This window comes from Kistimonas ophiarachnellae (assembly GCF_057552235.1).
On sequence record NZ_BAAJPA010000011.1, the window covers coordinates 132,884 to 152,764 of the forward strand.

Genomic DNA, 19,881 nt, shown 5'->3' on the forward strand with positions numbered 1-19,881 from the left:
GGTCAGGCGCCTGTTTTTCATTTCTCTGTTAAGCTGAACCGGCAGACATTCACCTCGCCGGTATATTGCTGATGACTATTTTGTGCGGTAATGATGACGTGGCGCCCCGGTGGACGGGGGATCCATCAGCAGCGCGTACCCTTCAGACATCATGGTCTCGCTGTGTTATTCGTGAAAACCGGTTACCCCCCTTGCGTTTGGTCGCGGGTGCGGATGTCGGATTTGAGGCGCAGGGAACGGTAACCCGGGCTGTGCTGGTCGTGCTGAGTTGGCCTTCACTGGCATTTATGGACTATTCAGTCGCTCGTTTGCCAACCGTTATGCCTTATATTCCTGGCCTGCTGTCTTTTCGTGAATGTCCGGCATTACTCAAAGCCCTTGGGGAATTGCGCTTAACCCCTGATCTTGTGTTTTGTGACGGGCAGGGGATTGCCCATCCCCGCCGGTTTGGTGTGGCCAGTCATTTTGGCGTGCTGTCTGGTTTGCCAACCATTGGCGTGGGTAAGTCCCAGCTGTGCGGCCGGCACGAAGATGTTAACAATGAGCCAGGCGACAGTGTGCCGTTGCTGGACGAAGGGGAGTGTATCGGCAAGGTAGTGAGAACCCGGGTCAATGTAAAACCGGTTTATGTGTCCATTGGGCATAAGGTTGACCTGGATACAGCCCTTGACCTGGTGAAGCAGGCAACCCCCCGTTACCGTTTACCTGAACCTATCCGCTGGGCTGATGGTATTGCCTCAAGACGTCCGTCGTTTATGAAACGACTCAGGGATATTCAAAATCAGTGATGATTAAACGGCATTGCAGGCGAACGGCGATAAGCGGCGGTGCTATCTTTACCCGCCGCTTGTCATGATTTCGCTATTGCTCCGTGACTGAATACCTCTTCAGGCCGCCACATATCTGTCCATGTTATGTGCCTGGGGAGACCACTGAATCAGCTCTGTCTCCGGCTCTGTGTCGAAGAGACTCTTGCCAACAAGATCATTGATGATTCTGGCTGAACGCCAGGCGGTCAGACTCAGTTGTGGTTCCGCAATGCCATGACTTTGCAGGCCGGCATTGACTGCATAGATCCGGCGATTGTCGGGTCCATCCCATTGAACACGGAAATTCTCTGTCAGGCTGTAATGGTGGTTGTGCCGGTCCAGATGCAATTGTGGCTGCAAGGGTTCAAGGTAGTCCGGCAGGCGGTATTCAAAACCGGTACAGAGAATAATGATATCGGCCTCCAGGATTTCCCGCTGCTGACTGAGAGCATTGTCCATAATCACCTGATAGCTGTTACCGTTCTTTTGTAGCTGGCAGAGACTTCGATCGGGCAGCACTGACCAATTGGTTGTTTGCGGTTCCCTGAAACTGGTACGGTCATAAAGTTCACGGTAGATCTCCAGAAGATAAGCGGGCGTGATGCCATCACTGGCCAGTTTCTGACGTTGCACGATGGATTGCTTCTGTTGTTCCGGCAGGGTAAAGAAATAATCGACATATCCCGGAGTGAAATATTCATTGGTGAACGGGCTTTCATCCAGTGGTTCCAGGTTTGGCCGTCGGGATACCCAATGAATCTCCGAGGCCTCACCCCATAATCCCCTCAAGCTGTTGAGAAAAATTTCAGCGCCGGTCTGCCCACCGCCGACGATGACCAGTCGTTTGCCCGACAGGTTTGGCGTTTTGTGCCCCAGGTCGATGGCATGAAAGCAGGTTGCACTGAGATGGCCACGGGCACAGTCGGGCACGTAGGGTGACTTGCCCGTTCCCAGACAGATATTGTTTGCCGTGACGGTTTTCTGATCAAAATGGATTTTGAATTGATTGTCTTCAAACCGGACTTCGCGGATATCGGCACCGAATGTCAGGTTAGGCAGTTGGCCCGCCACCCAGCCCATGTAATCCACAAATTCCTGTCGGCTGATGACCAGTTTTTCTGTTGAAAGAAACTGATAAAAACGGCCTTTTGCCACGAGGTACGCCATAAACGACCAGGGGCTGGTAGGCTGAATCGCGGTGACCAGATCCTTGAGGCAGGAGGTCTGCATATGAGCCCCGGGCAGCATAAGCCCCGGATGCCAGCTGAAGACCGGTTTTTTATCAAAGAACCGGGCTTTCAGCGCGGACTGGCTGTCCAGTAATGCCGCGATACTGAGATTGAAGGGACCGATGCCCAGTCCGGCGAGATCAAGTGAGGGGGAGGTTGGATGCATTGTTATTATTCCTTGCAGGAGAGTACCAAAGGGTTGGGGATGTCTGATGCCAGCGCGGGCAGTGGCCGTTCGGCACTGTCGTCGTAACCGGTTTTAAAGCGGACACGGTTCAGGCAGATGCGTGCCATGGTGGGTTTGAACAAATCCAGGGCATCAAAACGTGGCGCCAGCTCTGGCTGGCTAGCCATGTAGCGTTGCAAACAACGACCGAGAATCCGATAAAACGCCGTTTCCGAGAAACCGGATTCTGCCAGTACGGTGGAAATAAACCGGAGTACGGTGACGAAGTGTCCGGTTTGCAGGTCGTGAATCAGGTAGTGAGCTGGCAGCCGGGTGGTGGCTTCCTGAACAACGGTGGGCAGTGTGTCCAGTTCTGGCCAGGGTTGATCGATGAGCCGCAGATCTCCCTGGAAGTCCTTGAGGGCAACCCGTTCCGGTCGGTTGTTTTTCAGTACCAGGGTAACGTTCTGACCGTGTGCCACCAGTCCCACACCATACTTGCAGAGCAGGTGGTAGAGCGGGATCACGACCAGGTCAAACAGCCGATCCAGCCAGGCCTCCGTGCTCATTCCGGAATGGTTAATGTATTCATTAATGAGTGGTTGACCATAGCCGTCTTTCTGGAACAGGGTGGCGATCAGTACTGCGGTTTCATCCGGATCGGTATGGCTGTGCACGCTTTCGCGCCAGATACATCCGAGCATTTCATGAAAACGGTAGGGGCCGTCCGGCACTTGCTCGTGGTGAGGATGGGGGTAGATCATGCCAGCAGGTTCCTCCAGCACAATGCAGCGTCGTTCAGCCAGTACCGGATCCTGCCGGGCAATATCGGCGAGCCAGGCTGAAAGGGCGGGCCCTGCCATAATGTAGCGTCCCGGAATACCGCGATAACAGGAGGTGTTGAGTATCGTCAGCGGTAACTTGATATTCAGTGCGCTGGGTCGGCGTCGGTTTGACAGTGTGCGCAGTGATTGCTGCGGCAGCATGGGATCTCCGAACGAGCCAAGATAGCGGATTCTCCCGGCGGCAATTTCACCGGCAAACTGGTTCACCAGCTTGTTGTGCCATTGCCAGGGATGTACTGGTACTAGCAGGTAGTCGTCAGTACTCACTGCCAATGTGTCGCAGACCTGCAGAAGACGCTGCTTTTCATCAGCATCCAGTACGGCATTAAGCAGTTGCTCTTCACTGAGTGCGTCTTTGATGGAAAGTCGGCAGGCTGTGCGTTTAACGGCCAGCCACTCCAGCTGAATGTCAGGGCGATATTCTGTTGCATAGTGTTGGTAATCGCTCATACCCCAGCCCATGCGGCCTTTGCTGACGGTGACTTTGGGATGTCCATCCAGCAGGCACTGGAGCTCATCATCCGGAAGTGTGACCATGTCTGCTGCGCGCATGTGCTGATAATTTTTCAGAACACGAAGGTCGGCCATCAGGGTGTTGCTGAGTTCTTCCAGCAGATTGCACAGGGTTGCCGGTGTCATCCCGAGTGTTTCCTGCGCATCGATAAAGAACTGGGCCGCTTCGGGGTTGGCCGTGATTTCCGGCAGGCGGTAAAGGGTGGACGGATCCGGTACGAGCTGTTGCCAGATGTTGCGCCAGGCACTGAAGCGATATTCAACACCGTCAGGCAATAGCAGTCGGTAGTCATCGTCGGCTATTTGCTCTGGGTGAATCGCTTCCTCCCAGCTCAGTTCGCCCAGCGTCTTGGCGAGAAGACGACGGTTGGCTGCATGCCAGAGCGATGTGTCGGCGGCATCCGGTTGTATCGGCGCGGTAGCGGTCACAGTGCGACCTCCTGGAAGAACCGGGCACGGTCACAGTCAACCAGTGCAGACCGTTTGTGGGGGAAATCAAAGGTTTTAACAAATTGCCACCCACCGGGTTCCAGCAGCTTCAGCAAGCGACGATTGTCGTGTCGTGGTTCACCGACCAGTCGTCGGGTCCGGGGATCATCCAGGAACAGGAAGTGGGTGATTGAACGAGACCAGCAGCCAGAATAGCGTTCGCCGAGAAATCGGGGATCGCCAACCAGCAGATGGAAACCCCGGTCCCATGGAGAACAGTCATAGTAGGGCGCAATCCGGTCTTCCATGGCCCAGTAAATCTCGAAATAGCCAAAGGCCTCACCATTGAAACTGCCAATGACCGGCCAGGTACGGGAATCGGCCAGCCCGGTTTCCAGGTAGTCCCGTAATTCATCCTCTGATTGAGCCATTTCCCAGAATTCAGCAATCCGGGGTTGGTTCATCCAGTCATGAAACAGCTCAAGATCGGTGTCTGGATCAATGGTGCGAAAGCTGATCTGGGTATCGCTCTGGTAATCGTAGCGCTCATACAGTACGCCTGAGGGTTGCGGGGCCCGGACCGGGTGATCCACATTGTTTTTGTCAGACGTCCAGCTTTCATACCAGGTGGCCTGGTGACCCTGTTTGTGCCACAGGAATCGACTCTGAAAAAAAGCCGGACGGTTGACGATGTGGCTGTTTTCATGAGTTGGGTCTGTCGATGGCAGGGTAATATCAAACCCGCAATGCGCCAGATGCGGTAACAGTTCGGCAGCTACCCCGATGCTTTCCAGCATGGGATTGCGCGCAAACAGGTATTCCATGGCTGCAGCGGCCAGCGCCGGATTCAACGGACTGGGCAGATCGGATGGCGTAGCGACCGAGAGTGTGACGAGCGTTTTTTCCTGAATGGTGAACAGCAAAGACTGTGTCTCATCTTCGACTGAAAACAGTCTGGAGGTGAGTAGTTTCAGGAAAATCGGGCCATGTTGTCCGGGCAGGGTGATCGTGGCGGTATCGTTCATCAGCGTGTCCTTTCAATGTGATGCAGGGGATTTTTGAGGGTGTGGTAGATCGCCAGTGGATCATCCAGCGTGTTTTCGTTGATCTGCCTGAAACTGCAAAAGAAATTGCCCTTCGACCAGAGCTTGGGACTGTCGAGCATATAATCCAGGCAGCCGGTGTCCTGACGTTTCCCTTGCCGAAGATCTTCCAGGTAATCGCGCAGCTGTTGCAGCAGGGGGGCTTCTGCAATGACGCCACTACTGCCCAGCGCGCTGATGACGCCAAAGGTGCTGTTGATCAGCAGGTAATAGGTAAAGAGGCGGTATCCCAGGGGCTCGTCGACGTGATGTTCGGCGCGGTGGTCAATGCCGGGGAGGTCGTCTTTCAGCAGCATTCTGGCGGTCTGGCTGTAGCCGGTGCCCTGGCAGTCCCGGAAATAAACCTGGTCAGGTAGACCTTCTTTCAGGCTAATAAGCAGGTTTTGCTGGTGAGCGCCAAATAACAGGCCGTAATCAGCTTGGGCCAGGGCCAGTGGTTTGAGTACACGATCGAGATAGCGGTTAAACCATATGCAGGCAATCTGGTTCGGGGTTTTATGCTGGTTCTCAGCCAGATTGAGAATTAGGTTGACCAGCTGGCAGTGACCTGTTGGATTGTCCTGAGTCAGGGTTGCCAACAGCTCTGTTGAGTCACTCGTTTTGTCGGTGAAGGGATTTTCTCTGAGCACAATCATGGTTTCTGGCAGAGCCTTGCCATTGGCTCCCCGGATGGCGGCATGGGCAGGTTCTGTGAGGATATGGAAATCGGGGAATCGCTCACGTAATGCCTGTCCAGTGTGACTATGGTATTTGACTTGGTGAATTTCCCTTCCCCGAATCACTTCTTTCGGTAACAGGTGACGCAGGGAGTTGGTCAGACGCACACTGAGTGAGTACTTGATCATGAACGATGCATGGCGGCCATAAATCGACCGAACCGATGAGGTGGCGCGCCAGTCACTGCCTGTTTTTCCCAGGTCAATCAGCCGACCTTCCCTAATCAATGCCTGGATATGGGGATGTTCAAGCCATTGTTGAACCTGCCAGGGATGGGCTGGCAACAGGGTATGGGTATCAGGGATGTCATGGTGAAAGCCAGAAGGCAGTTCGCGGTCTTCGTCAGCAAGCTGCCGCGTTAGCGCTTTAAACGACAGTGAGTGTGCGCTTTCTGTGACCAGATCGTCATCGTGCACGGCCAGCCAATGTAGCGGGAATGACCGGCCGGATTCCGGCAGGTACTGTCTTTCTTTGGCGGTGTTGAACTGATCCCGGCTTTTGGGGGCTGGATGCACTGCATGGCCGGCAAACAGTGCCTGTTCAGATGCCTCAAACCCCAGCGGTTCGGCCAGGCTTTGTTGCAGGGATTCCGGCCTTGAAACCAGCATCTCCGCGATATTGGCCACACTGTTTTTTACCTTTTCCACAAAACGCCGGCGTTGGGTTTCATCCACCTTGCCGAGAATCTGTTCTTCCCGCGAGAGCAGGCTGACCAGTGTAGTAAAAGCAACCGGTTCGGGCTGGGGTTGACTGGCCTGGTTGATCAGGAGCGGTGATCGGAACCGGTGCCGTCCTGCTGTTGAATAATGATCAAGGCACAGGAATGCTGTTTTACCCGAATGGCTTAAAGGCAGGGGGATGACACAACAGGCATCCGGATCTATGCGGGATGCTTCCTGTGGATCGAGAGGCCGCCATGCCTGCCACTCCCGTAACAGGGCATTAAAAAAACTGCCGATTGCCAGTGCCTGGGCATGGGATTCATGCAATGCCTGCATCTGAGGGGGACTCCTGATTATTGTAATTCTTGCAATGCAAATGAGAAGCGTTATCATTAAAGCATTCCTATAACCCCCTGACAACAGTGACGTTGCCAATGAATCATTTCTCAATAGCTCCAGGGTTAGTGCAGGCTGGACGCCTGTCTGCGGTGTGTCTTCTCGGTATGGGGCAGACGACGTTGCTGATCTGTTTGCCGCTATTAGTATCGGAAACCGGTATCGGTTATGAGACGTTTGCGGCCTTGGTTGCACTGGGAACCGTACTGTTTCTTGTGGCGGCGCCCCTTTGGGGGCGAATGAGTGATGTGGTCGGACGTCGACCGGTTGTTCTTGTGGGAATCATGGGATTTCTGCTCAGTCATGCGCTGATGGTGGCGGTTTTCTATGCGCTGACACAGCAACATATACGGCATTCGACTGCCATTGGGCTGCTTGTTGTTGGCAGGCTGGTGTATGGATTGACGGTCGGAGGACTTTACCCGGCAGTGCAGGCCTGGGTGCTGGATGAATCAGTGCAGAAAAACCGCAGCCGGGCGCTCAGTCGCATTACCGCAGCCATCAGTGTTGGGCGTCTTGCCGGTCCCTTATTGCCGTTGTTGTTTATCTCCTCGGGGGTATTGCAGCCTTTTGTCGTATTAATTGGCTTGTCGCTCATTCCGTTATTGTTGTTGGCGTTTGGTCAGGGCAGGGAACCTGCAGTCTCGTCTCCTGCGCCCTCTAACACATTCGCATTTCGTTCATTAAGTCAGACACTCTGGCCCATGTTGTTGCTGGCCTGTTGGGTAACCACTGCCTTTGGGCAGTTGCAGTACCTGATTGGCCCTCTGGTGCAGGCACGTTTGCAGTTCTCCCCGCAGCAGGCAACCGAATTGCTTGCTGAGCTGATGATGACAGCCGCGGTCAGCACGTTGCTGACTCATCTGTTGATCATTCGGTGGATGAGTCACCGTCAGCTGCTTTCGATGCGTGCAGGAAGCTCTCTGTTATTAAGCGGATGCATGGTGCTGATTATGGCTGAGAACATTCCGGCTTATTTTGCCGGGGTTGCCATTGCTGCCGCCTCTGTCACGCTCCTGACGCCAGCCTACATGGGCGCTGCGGCTCAAGAGGCAGGTTCCCGGCAGGGGACGCTGACCGGAACATTCAGTGCTATTCACACGCTAGGTTATTCGCTTGGCGCGGTGCTTGCTGGATTATCACTGACCATTGGTGTGGATCTGGCGCTGTTAATGGCAGGGCTCATTGCCTTGATGGCTTTCATTACCACGTTTTTTTTACTGGGCGGTTCCGGCAAGTCGCTTGTCGGGCCCGAGCAGATGCAATAACAGGAGAGGTTAACACTGTGAAACCGATTCAGATGATGGGCTGGCCTATAGTGAGTCTGCACTTTAACCGTAAGGCGACAGATCTGGACGCTGACGAATGGCTGCATGACCTGTCCGTGCTGCTGGCAAAGAAGAAGCCGTTTACGATGATTGTCCAGGCCCGTCCCGACAGTCAGTTATCACCGGCGTCCCGAAAGGCGATGGGGCTCTGGTTTCGCCAGCACAGAAACGGCATGGAACGTTACTGCAAAGGGGTGGTGCGCCTGGTGGTGTCTGACAGGGAAGGAGAACGGGTCGTCAGTCACAATATGAAAAAAGCCATGCCGTTCCCGATGGTGGCACTCACCGATTATGACCAGGCCAGGGACTGGGCCATTCGGCATTTGCATGAAACACTATGATGAATGATTGATTTTGCAAATACGAATCAATATCATTCGCGACCAATAACAACAATGCCAGTTCCTCAGTATTATGTATCAGTCGTCTTTCGAGCTTGACGGGGTGACCGTCCGTACCGGCGGTAAAACCTTGTTATATAACCTGTCGCTGGCGATTCCTCCGGGCAAGATCACCGCCATTATCGGGCCGAATGGTTCTGGAAAGAGTTCCTTATTGAAACTGTTGGCCGGGTTGTTGGTGCCGGATCAGGGTCGGTTAATCTTGAATGGAAAGTCGCTTTCTATGTATTCACGACGAACCCTGTCCCGTGAACTGGCCCTGTTGCCCCAGTATTCACCGGTTCCCCTTGGTATGACCATTGCCGATCTCGTTGCCTGTGGTCGCCATCCATGGGCGGGGCCATTTGGGCGATTAAAGTCATCTGACCACCAGGTAATAGACGCGGTACTGGAACGGGTCGGTTTGACGGAGCGTGAAGACCAGCTGGTAGACCGGTTGTCGGGCGGGGAAATGCAGCGGGTTTGGCTTGCCATGGTGCTTGCCCAGTCGACCGGTATTTTGCTGCTGGATGAACCAACTTCATGGCTGGATATTGCCCATCAGTTGCGTTTGCTGGAGATCGTCAGAACCCTGAACCGTGAGCGTGGTGTGACCATTGTCTGGGTGTTGCATGACCTGAATCAGGCGATGCAATACAGCGATCATATGGTGGTGGTTGATCAGGGGCGAATTGTCCGAAGTGGTGCGGCAAATGCAGTGCTGGATAAGGCACTATTGCGTGCAGTGTTTGATGTTGAGTGTCGCCAGGTCGCTTTGTCAGGAAACGACGGGGATGTCCTTTTCGTGCCTCAGTCCACGGGAGTCTCGGTGTGAAATGTCTTCGGTTGCTGATGGGGCTGATCTTGATGTTATCCCCCGGTGTACAAGGAACCGTGATCCCGCATGACGCTGGCCATTTGATTCTTGAACATTCTCCCCGGCGAATTGCGGCACTGAACTGGACGCAGGCGGAAATGTTGCTTTCGCTGGGTATCTCGCCTGTCGGTGTCACATCGGTACAGGGGTATCGACAGTGGCAGTCAGATTACCCGCCATTACCTGACCGGGTGGTTGAACTGGGGCATCGCGCAGAACCCAGCCTGGAAGCCATTGCCCATCTGCAACCGGATTTGATCCTGGGGTACAACTGGCGGCATGCCCGGTTGTTGCCGGTACTTGAAACGATTGCACCAACAGCACTGTTTCGCCAATACCCGAGCCAAAAGGATCCGCGGGATTACCTGACACGTATGCAAACCACGTTTCGTACGGTTGGCGAGATAGTGGGGCGCCAGCAGCAGACTGAAGCAAAATTAACCGAATTGGCGGATGCATTGACAGATGCACGCGAACGTATTCAACACGCCGGTCGCACCGGTGAAACGGTTGTTGTCGGAAAGTTTGTCGGTATGGGGCTTGGGCTACGGGTTTTTGGTGAAGCATCGTTGGCAGGCTCACTGTTGCGTGAAATCGGGTTGCAAAGCGTACCGCTGACACCGTTGCCTGGGCGGGATTTTACCCATCTCGACTTGCTCAAGCTGTCTTTACTTGGCGATGTCAGTCTGATTCTGTTGGGTGATATCCCGGAGGAAGCCCGTGGCATGACGCATTCGCCGGTCTGGCAACAGCTGCCAGCCGTGCGTGATGATCGGTTGTACCGGGCACCTAACCTGTGGAGTTTTGGGGGCCCTGATTCTGCCATCCGAATGCTCCATGCATTTACTGATCAGCTGGCGCCGGAGGGGACATGAAAGCATTATCCTTGCCCTTGGCGACACTGTTTCTGGTGACAGTGCTCCTGTCACTGTTATCTGTGACGGCTGCAACTGGCATCCCTGATATCAATGTTCTTCGTTTACTGTCTGGCAGCGATGTGCTCTCGGCATTACAGCAGACCGTTGTCTGGTACTTGTTGCTGCCGCGTACATTGATGGCGCTACTGATGGGCGCTGCCATGGGCGTGGCAGGTGTGCTTGTGCAACAGGCCACCCGGAATCCCTTTGCCAGTCCTGCGACACTGGGCGTCAATGCCGGCGCTCTGCTGGCCGTCGTCATAGGCGGCGTTGTCTGGCCAGCGTTTACCGCTCAATGGCCAGTCGCTGTTGCGTTCTCCGGTGCGGTTCTGACCACTGTTATCGTTTTCAGGTTGTCGCGGGCGATCAGTGATTCGCCACTGAACCTGGTGTTGGTCGGAATGGCGGTAACCCTGTCGCTCGGTGCGATCAGCGCGGGGCTGCTGATGTTCTGGGAAAATCGTCTGGACGGACTCTATATCTGGGGCGCCGGTAACCTTGTACAGCATGATTTCAGCGGGATTTCCCGCAGCTGGCCGTGGGTGTTCGGTTTGACTGTGCTGGCAATATTGATGGCCCGGCGGCTGGATCTGCTGGAACTGGGCGATGAGCTGGCCAGCGGGTTTGGCGTCGATGTCAGAAAGACCGTCGCCATTACCCTGTTGTTGGCGTTGCTGTTGTCAGCACTAGTGGTCAGCCAGGTGGGAATGATCAGTTTTGTCGGGCTAATTGCACCCCATATTGCCCGGGGATTGGGCTACCGTCATGCCGCCGGACGTTTGCTGGTGGCTGCTTTGGTGGGCGCGATGTTGCTCCTGGGGGCTGATGTACTGGCTCGTCTGCTGGCCGGGCGTCATTACAGCCTGCCGGCCGGTTCCATGACCACACTGATTGGCGCACCGTTCATGATCTACCTGTTACTGAGACGGCAATCCTTCAGTGGCATGAAGCCCCCTGCAGAGACGGGCATTCGATCCCTGCGGCGGGTTGCACCCGGGCGGTTCATGGGGGTGATGCTGTTGTTACTGGTCGTGGTGAGCTATGGCAGTCTTTCCCATAACCTGGCCATTGGCCGGTTTGAGTTGCGCTGGCCACGGGTGTTGGCGGCACTACTGGCCGGTGCGGCGCTGGGGCTGGCGGGACTGGTGCTGCAGAGCCTGATGCGTAATCCGCTGGCCAGTCCTGATGTTTCCGGATTGACGACCACCGGCGTGTTGTTTGTGGTATTGGGCACCGTGTTGTTACCCGGACTGAGCCGGTTGGAACAAGTGTGGCTGTCGCTTGCCGGCAGTGGGCTGGCGCTGATGCTGCTGGTGGTCGTGGGGCGTCTGACCGGGTTTCGACCGCAGTTGTTTGCTTTGGTCGGGATCTGTCTTTCTGCCGCTGCGGCAACGTTGGTCAATATTGTCTTGGTGCTTGGCAGTAACCAGGCCAGTGATGTGCTGCTCTGGTTATCTGGCAGTACCTATGCGGTTGATGCTCACCTGGTCGGTTTGCTGGCGTTGAGCCTGATGGTCGTCGTGCCACTGCTGGCGGCGCGCTGGCGTCAGCTGGATATTCTTTCCCTGGGGGAATACTGGCCGGCGCTACTCGGTATTCGCGTCTCACTAAGCATTGTTGTGTTGTTGCTGGTCGTTGCGATGCTGGGGGCGGTCAGTGTGGCCGTTGTGGGGGGCATTTCCTTTGTTGGACTGATGGCGCCCCATATTGCCCGCCTGTTCGGATTATCCAGTCACCGTCATCTGTTGCCGGCGTCTGTACTGATTGGTGCACTGTTGCTGGTAGTGGGTGACTGGATGTCTCGTGCGCTGTTATATCCGTTTGAGTTACCTGCTGGCCTGGTGGTTTCGGCGGCGGGTGGACTGTATTTCATTGTGCTGTTGCTGACCGGCAAATATATCCAGCGCTCCTGATCCCTCTTTCCAAAACATAAGCCTGAAGGAAACAGGTCATGCATAACAACAAGGATTAAATGAAAATGAAAATCAATAAGGAGTAGAGCCATGCCTACGGGGCAGTCTTTTAAACCCCTCACATTGGCCACCGGCTTATCGGTGGCGATGATCCACGCCCATGCTTCAGCGTCAGAACCTGCCGCAGTGTTTGACCCGGTGATGGTGACGGCCAGCCGGTCGGCGGAGCCCGTGTCATCCATTGCCAGCACGGTTCAGGTGATTGATCAGGAAGGGATACGTCAGCAAAGCCGGCCGGGACAGAAACTGGCGGATGTGCTGGAACGCCTCATTCCCGGTATGGGACCTAGCACCCAGACGGTCACCGATCGAACCCAGTCCATTCGCGGACGTAAAGTACTGGTTCTGATTGATGGTATTCCTCAGGAAGAGAACCGCCAGATCAGCCGGCAGATGAACAGTATGCGTCCCGAGAATGTGGCGCGGATTGAGGTCGTGTCAGGTGCCAGCGCCATTTACGGGGCGGGAGGTACAGGCGGCATCATTAATATCATTACCCAAAAAGCGACGGACGATGCGCTGGCTTTTACAACGCATGCCGGGTTCAGTGTAGCTACCAACGAGATCAGTAAGGATGGCGCGACCTATACCCTGAGCCAGAGTGTCAGTGGCAAGCAGGGGGCATTCGACTTTCTGGCCAGTGCGGCGTTTGAACAACGTAACGGGTTTTATGATGCCGATGGCAATCGCATTGCGCCGGAGCCGGCGCAGGTCTCACGAAGCGATACCGATACCCGGGACCTGCTGTTTAAGCTGGGTTTTGACCTGGATGAGGATCGCAGGCTGGAAGCGTCGCTCCAGGTTTTTCGTGATGAAATGGATTCAGATTATGGCCCCTATTATGGCAACCCGGACCTGTCACTGGTGGGGATCCTGGGAGCGTCTGCCATTACGGAAGGCGATAACCAGGCGGTCAAAGGGTTGAATCTGGACAGTCAGCCTTTTACAAACCGTGATAGCTTTTCGCTGTCGTTTACGGATGCGGATTTCTATGGCAGCCGATTAACGGCGCAGACCTACTACCGTGAGCGTGAGGCTCGTTTCTTCCCTTATGCCTATAAAGTGATCTATCCGCCTGCGGGGGTGAATGATCTGGTGGTGAACCAGTCTACCAGTGAGGCCCGGGTCTATGGCCTGAAGCTGGTATTGGATACCGATGTATCATCGCAGCTAAAGCTGGCCTATGGATTGGATTACGACGTTGATAAGGGACGCCAGAAAGCGCGCAGCTTTGATACAACGGCGTTTTCTAACAGCAATGGCTTGTCGTATACGCCGATAGGGGATGAGTACGATTATGGGCCGGATGTCGACACCAAAACCCTCGGGCTGTTTTTACAGGGGCGCTACCAGTTAACGGATGACGTTGTGCTCCGTGCCGGCGTGCGTCATGAGCGCATCCGATCCGATATCGGCGATTATAATCCGGTGGCCGAGACCTGGTATAACCCGCTGATTCCGGGTAACCAGGATTACACCGTACTTGAAGGTGCTGAAAAGAAATATCGGGCAACTCTGTATAACCTGGGTGTCGTATACAATCTCAACGCACACAATGACCTGTTTGCCAGCTACAGTGAAGGCTTTGAAGTGCCTGACGTGGCACGTGTCCTGCGTAATGCGGTTGCTACAACCAGTGATATTGCGGCGTTACCTGGCTTGAATCCGACCACGGTAGACAGCGCAAACCTGGATGCCGTCAAGGTTAAGAACTACGAACTCGGTTGGCGGGGGCGCTGGGATACGCTGCAAAGTGCCGTCACGGTGTTCTATAACAAGTCTGACCAGACGGTTGCGTTTAATGATGATTACAGCGTTGATCTGCTGGATCAGAAAAAGAAAATCTACGGCGTCGAGACATCCCTGGATTATTTTGTGACTGACCACTGGAGTGTGGGTGGCAGTTATGTGTTCACAGAAGGGCGCACCTATGACGAAGATGAGCGCAAGTGGCTGGATCTGAGTGCAGCGGATGTTTCTCCGGAAAAGTTAACAGCCTATGTCGCTTATGAGCGTGATCGTTTCAATGTTAGGTTGCAGAGTTTAACCTTTGCGGATTACGACAAGGGTTACAGCAGCGGGGGGAATAAGGAGTCGGTGGATGGTTATACCACCGTTGATCTGTTGGCTTCGTTTTACCTTCCAGCCGGTCGGTTGGATGCGGCGGTCAGTAACCTGATGAATCGTGATTATCAAACGGTTTACAGCCAGTGGGCGCAGCAGACCTATGGTGTAACTTCCGCAATACCCGCACAGGGACGTACGTTGAGTTTGTCGTATACCGTGGACTATTAAGTGAGCAGGTTCTGGTATATGACGTAAGTCAGACGGGGTGGCAGCAGTGCGCTGTCGTCTCGTTTCCATTGCTTTTTCGGATCCAAACGGAAATTAAGACTATTGTTATCTTTTCTGAGCTGCAGTGTGAGGAAAAGGTGATGGCTTCGTCGTCGTTGGATGCGTTTATTCAGGCTTTTAATCGTAGCGTCACAACGCAATCCTGCGAAAGCGTAATGGCTTTGAATGTTCGGGATGATATTACCGGCTGGTCACTGGAACCGGATGATAATTACATGACACTTGGCAGTCTTGAGTCTGTGGTATCTGAAAAAATGCGCAATATTGCGCACATTCAGATGGCTGCAGAAAGGGATCAGTGGTCCTTTGGCGACGAGCAAGTTGTCTGCCTGACATACCTGTCCGATAAAACCATCACATACCGTGATGGTCGCCAGAAAAATTTCAACAATATTCGTGTGACCTGGTACCTTGAAAATCACGCAGATAGCTGGTGTATACGCCATGGTCATCGGTCTGTTGCCTGGGATCTTGCGGCGATAAAACCATGTAAGCCTATACCAGCGCGTGCTGACGTGGTTAATAAAGCGTCGTGCCGTGCTGAGGGGGGGCAATTGGAGCCGTTTCAGCGCTGGTTACATCAGTGTGTTGACCTGGTGAAGAATAAAGACATTGAAAAGCTGGTCACTGAATTATGGGTTCAGGATGACAATCTCTTATGCTGGCCTGTTGTTGATTGTGAGGCGATGCATTCCCGAGAGCAAATAGTCAATTTTGGTCGGGAGCGACTGCGTGATGTCAGGATGAATATGGACTTTCAACATCCCGTGGTATTTCTGGGTGGGGACTACGCCTGTTTGAGTGCTGATATCCTGCTGGAAGAAGAATACGAAACGACAGGAGAAAGGGTATCCGTGTCGCCGGTAAGAGGAACGTACATTATGGAGCGTCAGGGAGATAGCTGGCGCGCGAGACATGGGCACTTATCTTTGCCCTGTTTCTGAAATATCCGAGAATGAGGAAATGCGGCAGGCTGAGTACGAGTAACGTAGCCTGCCACAGGTTATTCGTTATTGGGCATCAACCGTTTGACCATTGACCTTCTGGCTGTCGTCACCCATCAGGTACAGGTAAGCTGCCATAATCTCTTCAGGCGCCTTGAGTGTCATCGGGTCTTCTCCGGGATAGGCGCTGGCACGCATGGCGGTACGGACGCGGCCGGGGTTGATGCAGTTGACGCGCACCTCGCTGATACCGTCTTCTTCATCAGCCAACGTTTGCATCAGGCCTTCAGTGGCAAACTTGGAAACCGCATAAGCTCCCCAGTTGGCGCGACCTTTATGGCCAACATTTGATGTGGTGAAAAGGATGGATGCCGGGCCGGATTCCCGCATGATAGGTAGGAGTGCCTGGGTCATCATGAATTCAGCATTGACATTCACTTGCATGATGCGCTGCCACATATCCGGATCATATTGTGACAGGGGGCCCAGCTTGCCTAGCAATCCGGCATTGTGCAGTAGGCCATGCAGTTGTCCGAACTCTTTCTCAATGGTGGCTGCCATGGTTTCGTAATCATGTATGGCCGCGCCTTCCAGGTTCATGGGGTAGATGGCAGCCTGAGGCCAGCCGTTTGCTTCGATGATGTCGTAAACCGCTTCCAGCTTTTCCGTCGTGCGACCCAGTAGAATAACGGTAGCACCGTGGCGAGCAAAGGTCAGGGCGGCGGCCTTGCCAATGCCATCACCAGCGCCGGTCACCAGGATGATTTTGTCCTGCAGGAGGTTCTGAGGTGCCTCATAGCGATTGACGGGTGTGGTCACGGTGGTTTCTTTGTTTTTGCTAGGCTGTTGTGACATGGTGTCCTGACTGCGTGCAATGGTTTGAAAACGTGTCAATGCTTACGGGTGGATTGAGATTTTCACTGGTGCGGGAGGCGCCAGCGGTTGTCATCCAGCCACTCAAGAATGTTGTCGGGTTGCTCCGCATTGTAGTCGGCTTCCCAGTCCAGCGGATTGTCCGTATCCGGGATGAATCCGTATAGAGCGGCGATCGTGGTCATGCCGGCGCTGCGTCCTGCATCAATGTCGCGCTTGTGATCCCCGATGTAAATGCAGCGACTGGCTTCACAGTCCAGCTGTTCGCAGGCCAGCCACAGTGACTCCGGATCCGGTTTGCTGCGCCGGACATCATCCGGACACACCAGAACACTGCTGCGTCGACTGAGTTGCAGCTGTTCCAGTATCGGTTCAGCCAGATCGCGGGGCTTGTTGGTCACAATGCCCCAGGGCAGGTTGTGGGCCTCTATCGCGGTCAGCAGTTCGGGAATGCCGGCATACAAGGATGGTGTAGAACTGCGCTGCTGGTCTTCGATGTGCTGCGCATAGCATTCCAGGAAGCGGTTGCGGTAGGCATGAAAATCCGGTGCTGATTCAGTCAACCCATAAGCCAGTGTCACCATGGCCCTGGAGCCATTGGATACGTTAGCCCGGATGATGGGTGAGGGTAGAACAGGTCGATTGTCTTCCGCCAGCATGGCGTTCAGAACATGGATAAAATCGTCGGCGGTGTCGAGTAACGTGCCATCCAGATCAAACAGGACGGCGTTGATATCGGTGGTATCCAGTAGTTCGTCCATTCTCGCTCTTTATAGGCGATGGGCCGGCAGTGGTCTGGCTGAAAGCCCATCGTTTATCCGGTGTATTGTGCGTTGTAACGCTGACCGGTTTATGGCTGTCTGCTGGTGTGGACGAGATAGTTGACGTCCAGATCCTCATCTTTTAGCCGGTAAACTTTGGTCAACGGGTTGTAGACCATACCTGTCATATGTCTTATATCAAGTCCGGCGCTGCGACACCAGCCTGCAAGTTCGTGCGGGCGAATAAATTTATCGTGATCGTGCGTTCCCTTGGGCAGCAGTTTCAGGATGTATTCGGCACCGACAATGGCGAACAGCCAGGACTTTGGTGTGCGGTTGAGCGTGGCAAAGAACACATGGCCCCCCGGTTTAACCAGTCGCGCGCACGCATCGATGACTTTGCCCGGGTCGGGAACGTGTTCCAGCATCTCCAGGCAGGTCACTACGTCAAAGCTGCCGGGTTGCTCATCGGCCAGCTGTTCAGCGGTGATCTGCTGATAATTGACTTCCACGCCGGTTTCCAGGCTGTGCAGGCGGGCAACGGCGAGCGGGGCTTCCCCCATGTCGATGCCGGTTACTTTGGCACCGCGGTGGGCCATCGATTCACTGAGGATGCCACCGCCGCAGCCGACATCCAGAACGTTTTTGCCGGCAAGGCCAACCTTCTCGTCGATGTAGTTGAGGCGCAGTGGATTGATCGCGTGCAGCGGTTTGAACTCGCTTTCACGATCCCACCAGCGGCTGGCCAGGGCTTCGAACTTGGCGATTTCTTCACGGTCAACGTTGGCGTTGTAGCGTTCCTCGGTCATGCATTGGCCCCTTATGCGCGCTCGGAGATCTTTTTCTGCCACTGGCGGGCGTTTTCAATCAGGAATGATTCATCCAGCGTGGTCAGGCGACGGTTGTCCATCAGCAGGCGACCATTGACCCAGACATGGGTAGCCTGGTTGCGAGTGGCGGTGTACACCAGTTGGGAAACCGGGTTGTAGAGCGGGTAGTTTTCGATGTCATCCAGCGCGAATGCTGCCATATCAGCCAACTTACCGTTTTCCAGTGAGCCGACCTGATCCTCGATGCCCATCGCACGGGCGCCGTTGATAGTGGCTGCTGCCAGGGCCTCATGGGCACTGAGTGCGGTGGCGTTATGGCCGACGGCTTTGGCCAGCAGGGCGGCAGTGCGCATTTCGCCCAGCATATCCAGGTCGTTGTTGCTGGCGCAGCCGTCGGTGCCCAGGGCAACGTTGATACCTTCCTGCTGCATTCGATCCAGAGGCATGAAACCGCTGGCCAGTTTGAGGTTGGATTCCGGGCAGTGCACCACGTGGCAACCGTTACGGGCAATCAGCTGGTAATCCGCTTCGTTCATCTGGGTCATGTGGACGCACTGCAGGCGTGGTGACAGGAAGCCAATGTCGGCCAGACGCTGGATCGGGCGGCGGCCATCCTTTTCCATTGCCTGATTGATTTCGTCAGCGCTTTCGTGGATGTGCATCTGGACTGGCAGGTCGAGTTGTTCCGCGAGAGTCGCAATTTTCTTCAGGGGCTCGTCACTGACGGTGTAGGGGGCGTGGGGACCAAAGCCAACCCGAACCAGTGAGTGGTTGCGAAACTTGTCGTGTGTCGCCAGGCCTTTTTCGATGTAGTCGTCAGCATCTTTGCCCCATGTGGTGGGGAAGTCCAGGATGGGGAAGACAATCTGGACCCGCATGCCGGCATTATTGGCAGCGGTTGCGGAGGCGTCAGGATAGAAATAGTTATCACTGTACGTAGTCGTGCCACAGCGGATCATTTCGGCGATAGACAGCCGGGTGCCGTCATGAACAAACTCTTCGCTGACCCAGCGGCCTTCGGCTGGCCAGATATGGTTGTTCAGCCAGTCCATCAGCGGTAGGTCGTCAGCCAGTCCACGGAACAGTGACATGGCGGCGTGGCCGTGGGCATTGATAAAGCCCGGTATCAGGGCATGACGGTCCAGGTTATGTTCCTGTGCAGCCTGGTAGCGGCCAGCTACATCCGCGGTTGGCAGGATGTCGATGATGCTGTCGCCCTGAATCGCCAGGCTGTGATGTTCCAGTATGTCACGGTGGGTATTGACCGGAATAACCCAGCGGGCGTGGATCAGGGTATCGACCTGCTTGATGCTGTTTGCGGCGTTCTGTGTCATCAGGGAATCCTGTCAGGCAGTATTGTGCAGTCTTTCTGCTATTTGGCTGAATCATATCGTATTTCTTGGGCAGGCGTGACCGTCGGAAACCCTTTTTATGGATATATCTGTCTATTTGTGGGTCTCAAGGTTATAGCGTGTGCTGATGCTGGTGTGATGGCAGGAGTGGGAGGGGGTATGGCCAATCATTCCGGCGCCATACAGGCAGATTTAGGCCGGTATTTTTGGTGATGCAGTAAACAGCCTGTGGTATCATGCCAAAGTTTATCAAATCATTGGAAGTTGTCGGTGTTCAGGCGAACTGATAGCCGTTTATGTTCGTCAGCAGGCTTTCGGGCACTGACAGTTGCATAACTTCCCGATACCGTTGGTCGATCAGGCAGGTTTGTCTGGCAATAAGCCGGGCAGCAACCGGACAAGGGGTTCGTTTGCGCCTGTTG

16 protein-coding genes are annotated in these 19,881 nt (G+C 54.6%); 8 read left to right on the forward strand and 8 right to left on the reverse strand.

Going from position 1 to position 19,881, the window contains the following annotated elements; translation table 11 throughout:
* The first annotated feature begins 71 nt into the window (after positions 1-71).
* Entirely contained in the window at positions 72-788 is a 717-nt protein-coding gene (gene nfi, locus AC27K1_RS14940) for a deoxyribonuclease V (RefSeq protein ID WP_487151615.1), read from the forward strand.
* Positions 789-887: 99 nt separating this feature from the next.
* Here the strand turns inward: nfi and AC27K1_RS14945 are convergent, their stop codons facing one another.
* The 4 genes from AC27K1_RS14945 to AC27K1_RS14960 are packed head-to-tail and all read right to left on the reverse strand — an operon-like array spanning position 888 to position 6,809.
* On the reverse strand, positions 888-2,204 hold the full coding sequence (locus AC27K1_RS14945; protein WP_487151616.1) for a lysine N(6)-hydroxylase/L-ornithine N(5)-oxygenase family protein: 1,317 nt from the start codon (positions 2,202-2,204) through the stop codon (positions 888-890).
* 5 nt (positions 2,205-2,209) lie between these two features.
* Positions 2,210-3,991, reverse strand: a complete 1,782-nt coding sequence (locus AC27K1_RS14950; protein WP_487151617.1) for an IucA/IucC family protein — start codon at positions 3,989-3,991, stop codon at positions 2,210-2,212.
* Entirely contained in the window at positions 3,988-5,016 is a 1,029-nt protein-coding gene (locus AC27K1_RS14955) for a GNAT family N-acetyltransferase (RefSeq protein ID WP_487151618.1), read from the reverse strand. The genes AC27K1_RS14950 and AC27K1_RS14955 overlap by 4 nt, the downstream gene beginning before the upstream one ends.
* A complete protein-coding gene (locus tag AC27K1_RS14960) occupies positions 5,016-6,809 on the reverse strand; it encodes an IucA/IucC family protein (RefSeq protein ID WP_487151619.1) in 1,794 nt (597 codons plus the stop codon). The genes AC27K1_RS14955 and AC27K1_RS14960 overlap by 1 nt, the downstream gene beginning before the upstream one ends.
* 98 nt (positions 6,810-6,907) lie before the next feature.
* Between AC27K1_RS14960 and AC27K1_RS14965 the strand changes: the two genes are divergently transcribed.
* The 7 genes from AC27K1_RS14965 (at position 6,908) to AC27K1_RS14995 (ending at position 15,643) form a co-directional block, all read left to right on the forward strand.
* Entirely contained in the window at positions 6,908-8,137 is a 1,230-nt protein-coding gene (locus AC27K1_RS14965; RefSeq protein ID WP_487151620.1) for an MFS transporter, read from the forward strand.
* Positions 8,138-8,154: 17 nt separating this feature from the next.
* Positions 8,155-8,538, forward strand: a complete 384-nt coding sequence (locus AC27K1_RS14970) for a hypothetical protein (protein ID WP_487151621.1) — start codon at positions 8,155-8,157, stop codon at positions 8,536-8,538.
* A gap of 73 nt (positions 8,539-8,611) precedes the next feature.
* Entirely contained in the window at positions 8,612-9,412 is an 801-nt protein-coding gene (locus AC27K1_RS14975) for an ABC transporter ATP-binding protein (RefSeq protein ID WP_487151622.1), read from the forward strand.
* Positions 9,409-10,329: an iron-siderophore ABC transporter substrate-binding protein gene (locus AC27K1_RS14980; RefSeq protein WP_487151623.1), complete on the forward strand. Its 921-nt coding sequence runs from the start codon at positions 9,409-9,411 to the stop codon at positions 10,327-10,329. The genes AC27K1_RS14975 and AC27K1_RS14980 overlap by 4 nt, the downstream gene beginning before the upstream one ends.
* Positions 10,326-12,284 (forward strand): iron ABC transporter permease, encoded by a 1,959-nt coding sequence (locus tag AC27K1_RS14985; RefSeq protein WP_487151624.1) that lies wholly within the window; start codon positions 10,326-10,328, stop codon positions 12,282-12,284. The genes AC27K1_RS14980 and AC27K1_RS14985 overlap by 4 nt, the downstream gene beginning before the upstream one ends.
* A 90-nt stretch (positions 12,285-12,374) precedes the next feature.
* Positions 12,375-14,639, forward strand: a complete 2,265-nt coding sequence (locus AC27K1_RS14990) for a TonB-dependent receptor (RefSeq protein WP_487151625.1) — start codon at positions 12,375-12,377, stop codon at positions 14,637-14,639.
* Positions 14,640-14,779: 140 nt separating this feature from the next.
* A complete protein-coding gene (locus tag AC27K1_RS14995) occupies positions 14,780-15,643 on the forward strand; it encodes a nuclear transport factor 2 family protein (RefSeq protein WP_487151626.1) in 864 nt (287 codons plus the stop codon).
* 66 nt (positions 15,644-15,709) lie between these two features.
* Here the strand turns inward: AC27K1_RS14995 and AC27K1_RS15000 are convergent, their stop codons facing one another.
* The 4 genes from AC27K1_RS15000 to AC27K1_RS15015 all read right to left on the reverse strand — a co-directional run bounded on the left by AC27K1_RS15000 (position 15,710) and on the right by AC27K1_RS15015 (position 19,441).
* Entirely contained in the window at positions 15,710-16,498 is a 789-nt protein-coding gene (locus AC27K1_RS15000; protein ID WP_487151627.1) for a YciK family oxidoreductase, read from the reverse strand.
* 62 nt (positions 16,499-16,560) lie between these two features.
* Complete coding sequence (locus AC27K1_RS15005) at positions 16,561-17,277, reverse strand: HAD family hydrolase (protein WP_487151628.1); 717 nt, start codon at positions 17,275-17,277, stop codon at positions 16,561-16,563.
* A gap of 89 nt (positions 17,278-17,366) precedes the next feature.
* Entirely contained in the window at positions 17,367-18,086 is a 720-nt protein-coding gene (ubiG, locus tag AC27K1_RS15010; RefSeq protein ID WP_487151629.1) for a bifunctional 2-polyprenyl-6-hydroxyphenol methylase/3-demethylubiquinol 3-O-methyltransferase UbiG, read from the reverse strand.
* A gap of 11 nt (positions 18,087-18,097) precedes the next feature.
* On the reverse strand, positions 18,098-19,441 hold the full coding sequence (locus AC27K1_RS15015; RefSeq protein ID WP_487151630.1) for a TRZ/ATZ family hydrolase: 1,344 nt from the start codon (positions 19,439-19,441) through the stop codon (positions 18,098-18,100).
* Positions 19,442-19,881: the final 440 nt, after the last annotated feature.

Coding starts and splice junctions, on each gene's coding strand:
- nfi (WP_487151615.1), top strand. CDS start 72: ATGACTATTTTGTGCGGTAATGATGACGTGGCGCCCCGGTGGACGGGG.
- AC27K1_RS14945 (WP_487151616.1), bottom strand. CDS start 2,204: ATGCATCCAACCTCCCCCTCACTTGATCTCGCCGGACTGGGCATCGGT.
- AC27K1_RS14955 (WP_487151618.1), bottom strand. CDS start 5,016: ATGAACGATACCGCCACGATCACCCTGCCCGGACAACATGGCCCGATT.
- AC27K1_RS14960 (WP_487151619.1), bottom strand. CDS start 6,809: ATGCAGGCATTGCATGAATCCCATGCCCAGGCACTGGCAATCGGCAGT.
- AC27K1_RS14965 (WP_487151620.1), top strand. CDS start 6,908: ATGAATCATTTCTCAATAGCTCCAGGGTTAGTGCAGGCTGGACGCCTG.
- AC27K1_RS14975 (WP_487151622.1), top strand. CDS start 8,612: ATGTATCAGTCGTCTTTCGAGCTTGACGGGGTGACCGTCCGTACCGGC.
- AC27K1_RS14985 (WP_487151624.1), top strand. CDS start 10,326: ATGAAAGCATTATCCTTGCCCTTGGCGACACTGTTTCTGGTGACAGTG.
- AC27K1_RS14990 (WP_487151625.1), top strand. CDS start 12,375: ATGCCTACGGGGCAGTCTTTTAAACCCCTCACATTGGCCACCGGCTTA.
- AC27K1_RS14995 (WP_487151626.1), top strand. CDS start 14,780: ATGGCTTCGTCGTCGTTGGATGCGTTTATTCAGGCTTTTAATCGTAGC.
- AC27K1_RS15000 (WP_487151627.1), bottom strand. CDS start 16,498: ATGTCACAACAGCCTAGCAAAAACAAAGAAACCACCGTGACCACACCC.
- AC27K1_RS15005 (WP_487151628.1), bottom strand. CDS start 17,277: ATGGACGAACTACTGGATACCACCGATATCAACGCCGTCCTGTTTGAT.
- ubiG (WP_487151629.1), bottom strand. CDS start 18,086: ATGACCGAGGAACGCTACAACGCCAACGTTGACCGTGAAGAAATCGCC.
- AC27K1_RS15015 (WP_487151630.1), bottom strand. CDS start 19,441: ATGACACAGAACGCCGCAAACAGCATCAAGCAGGTCGATACCCTGATC.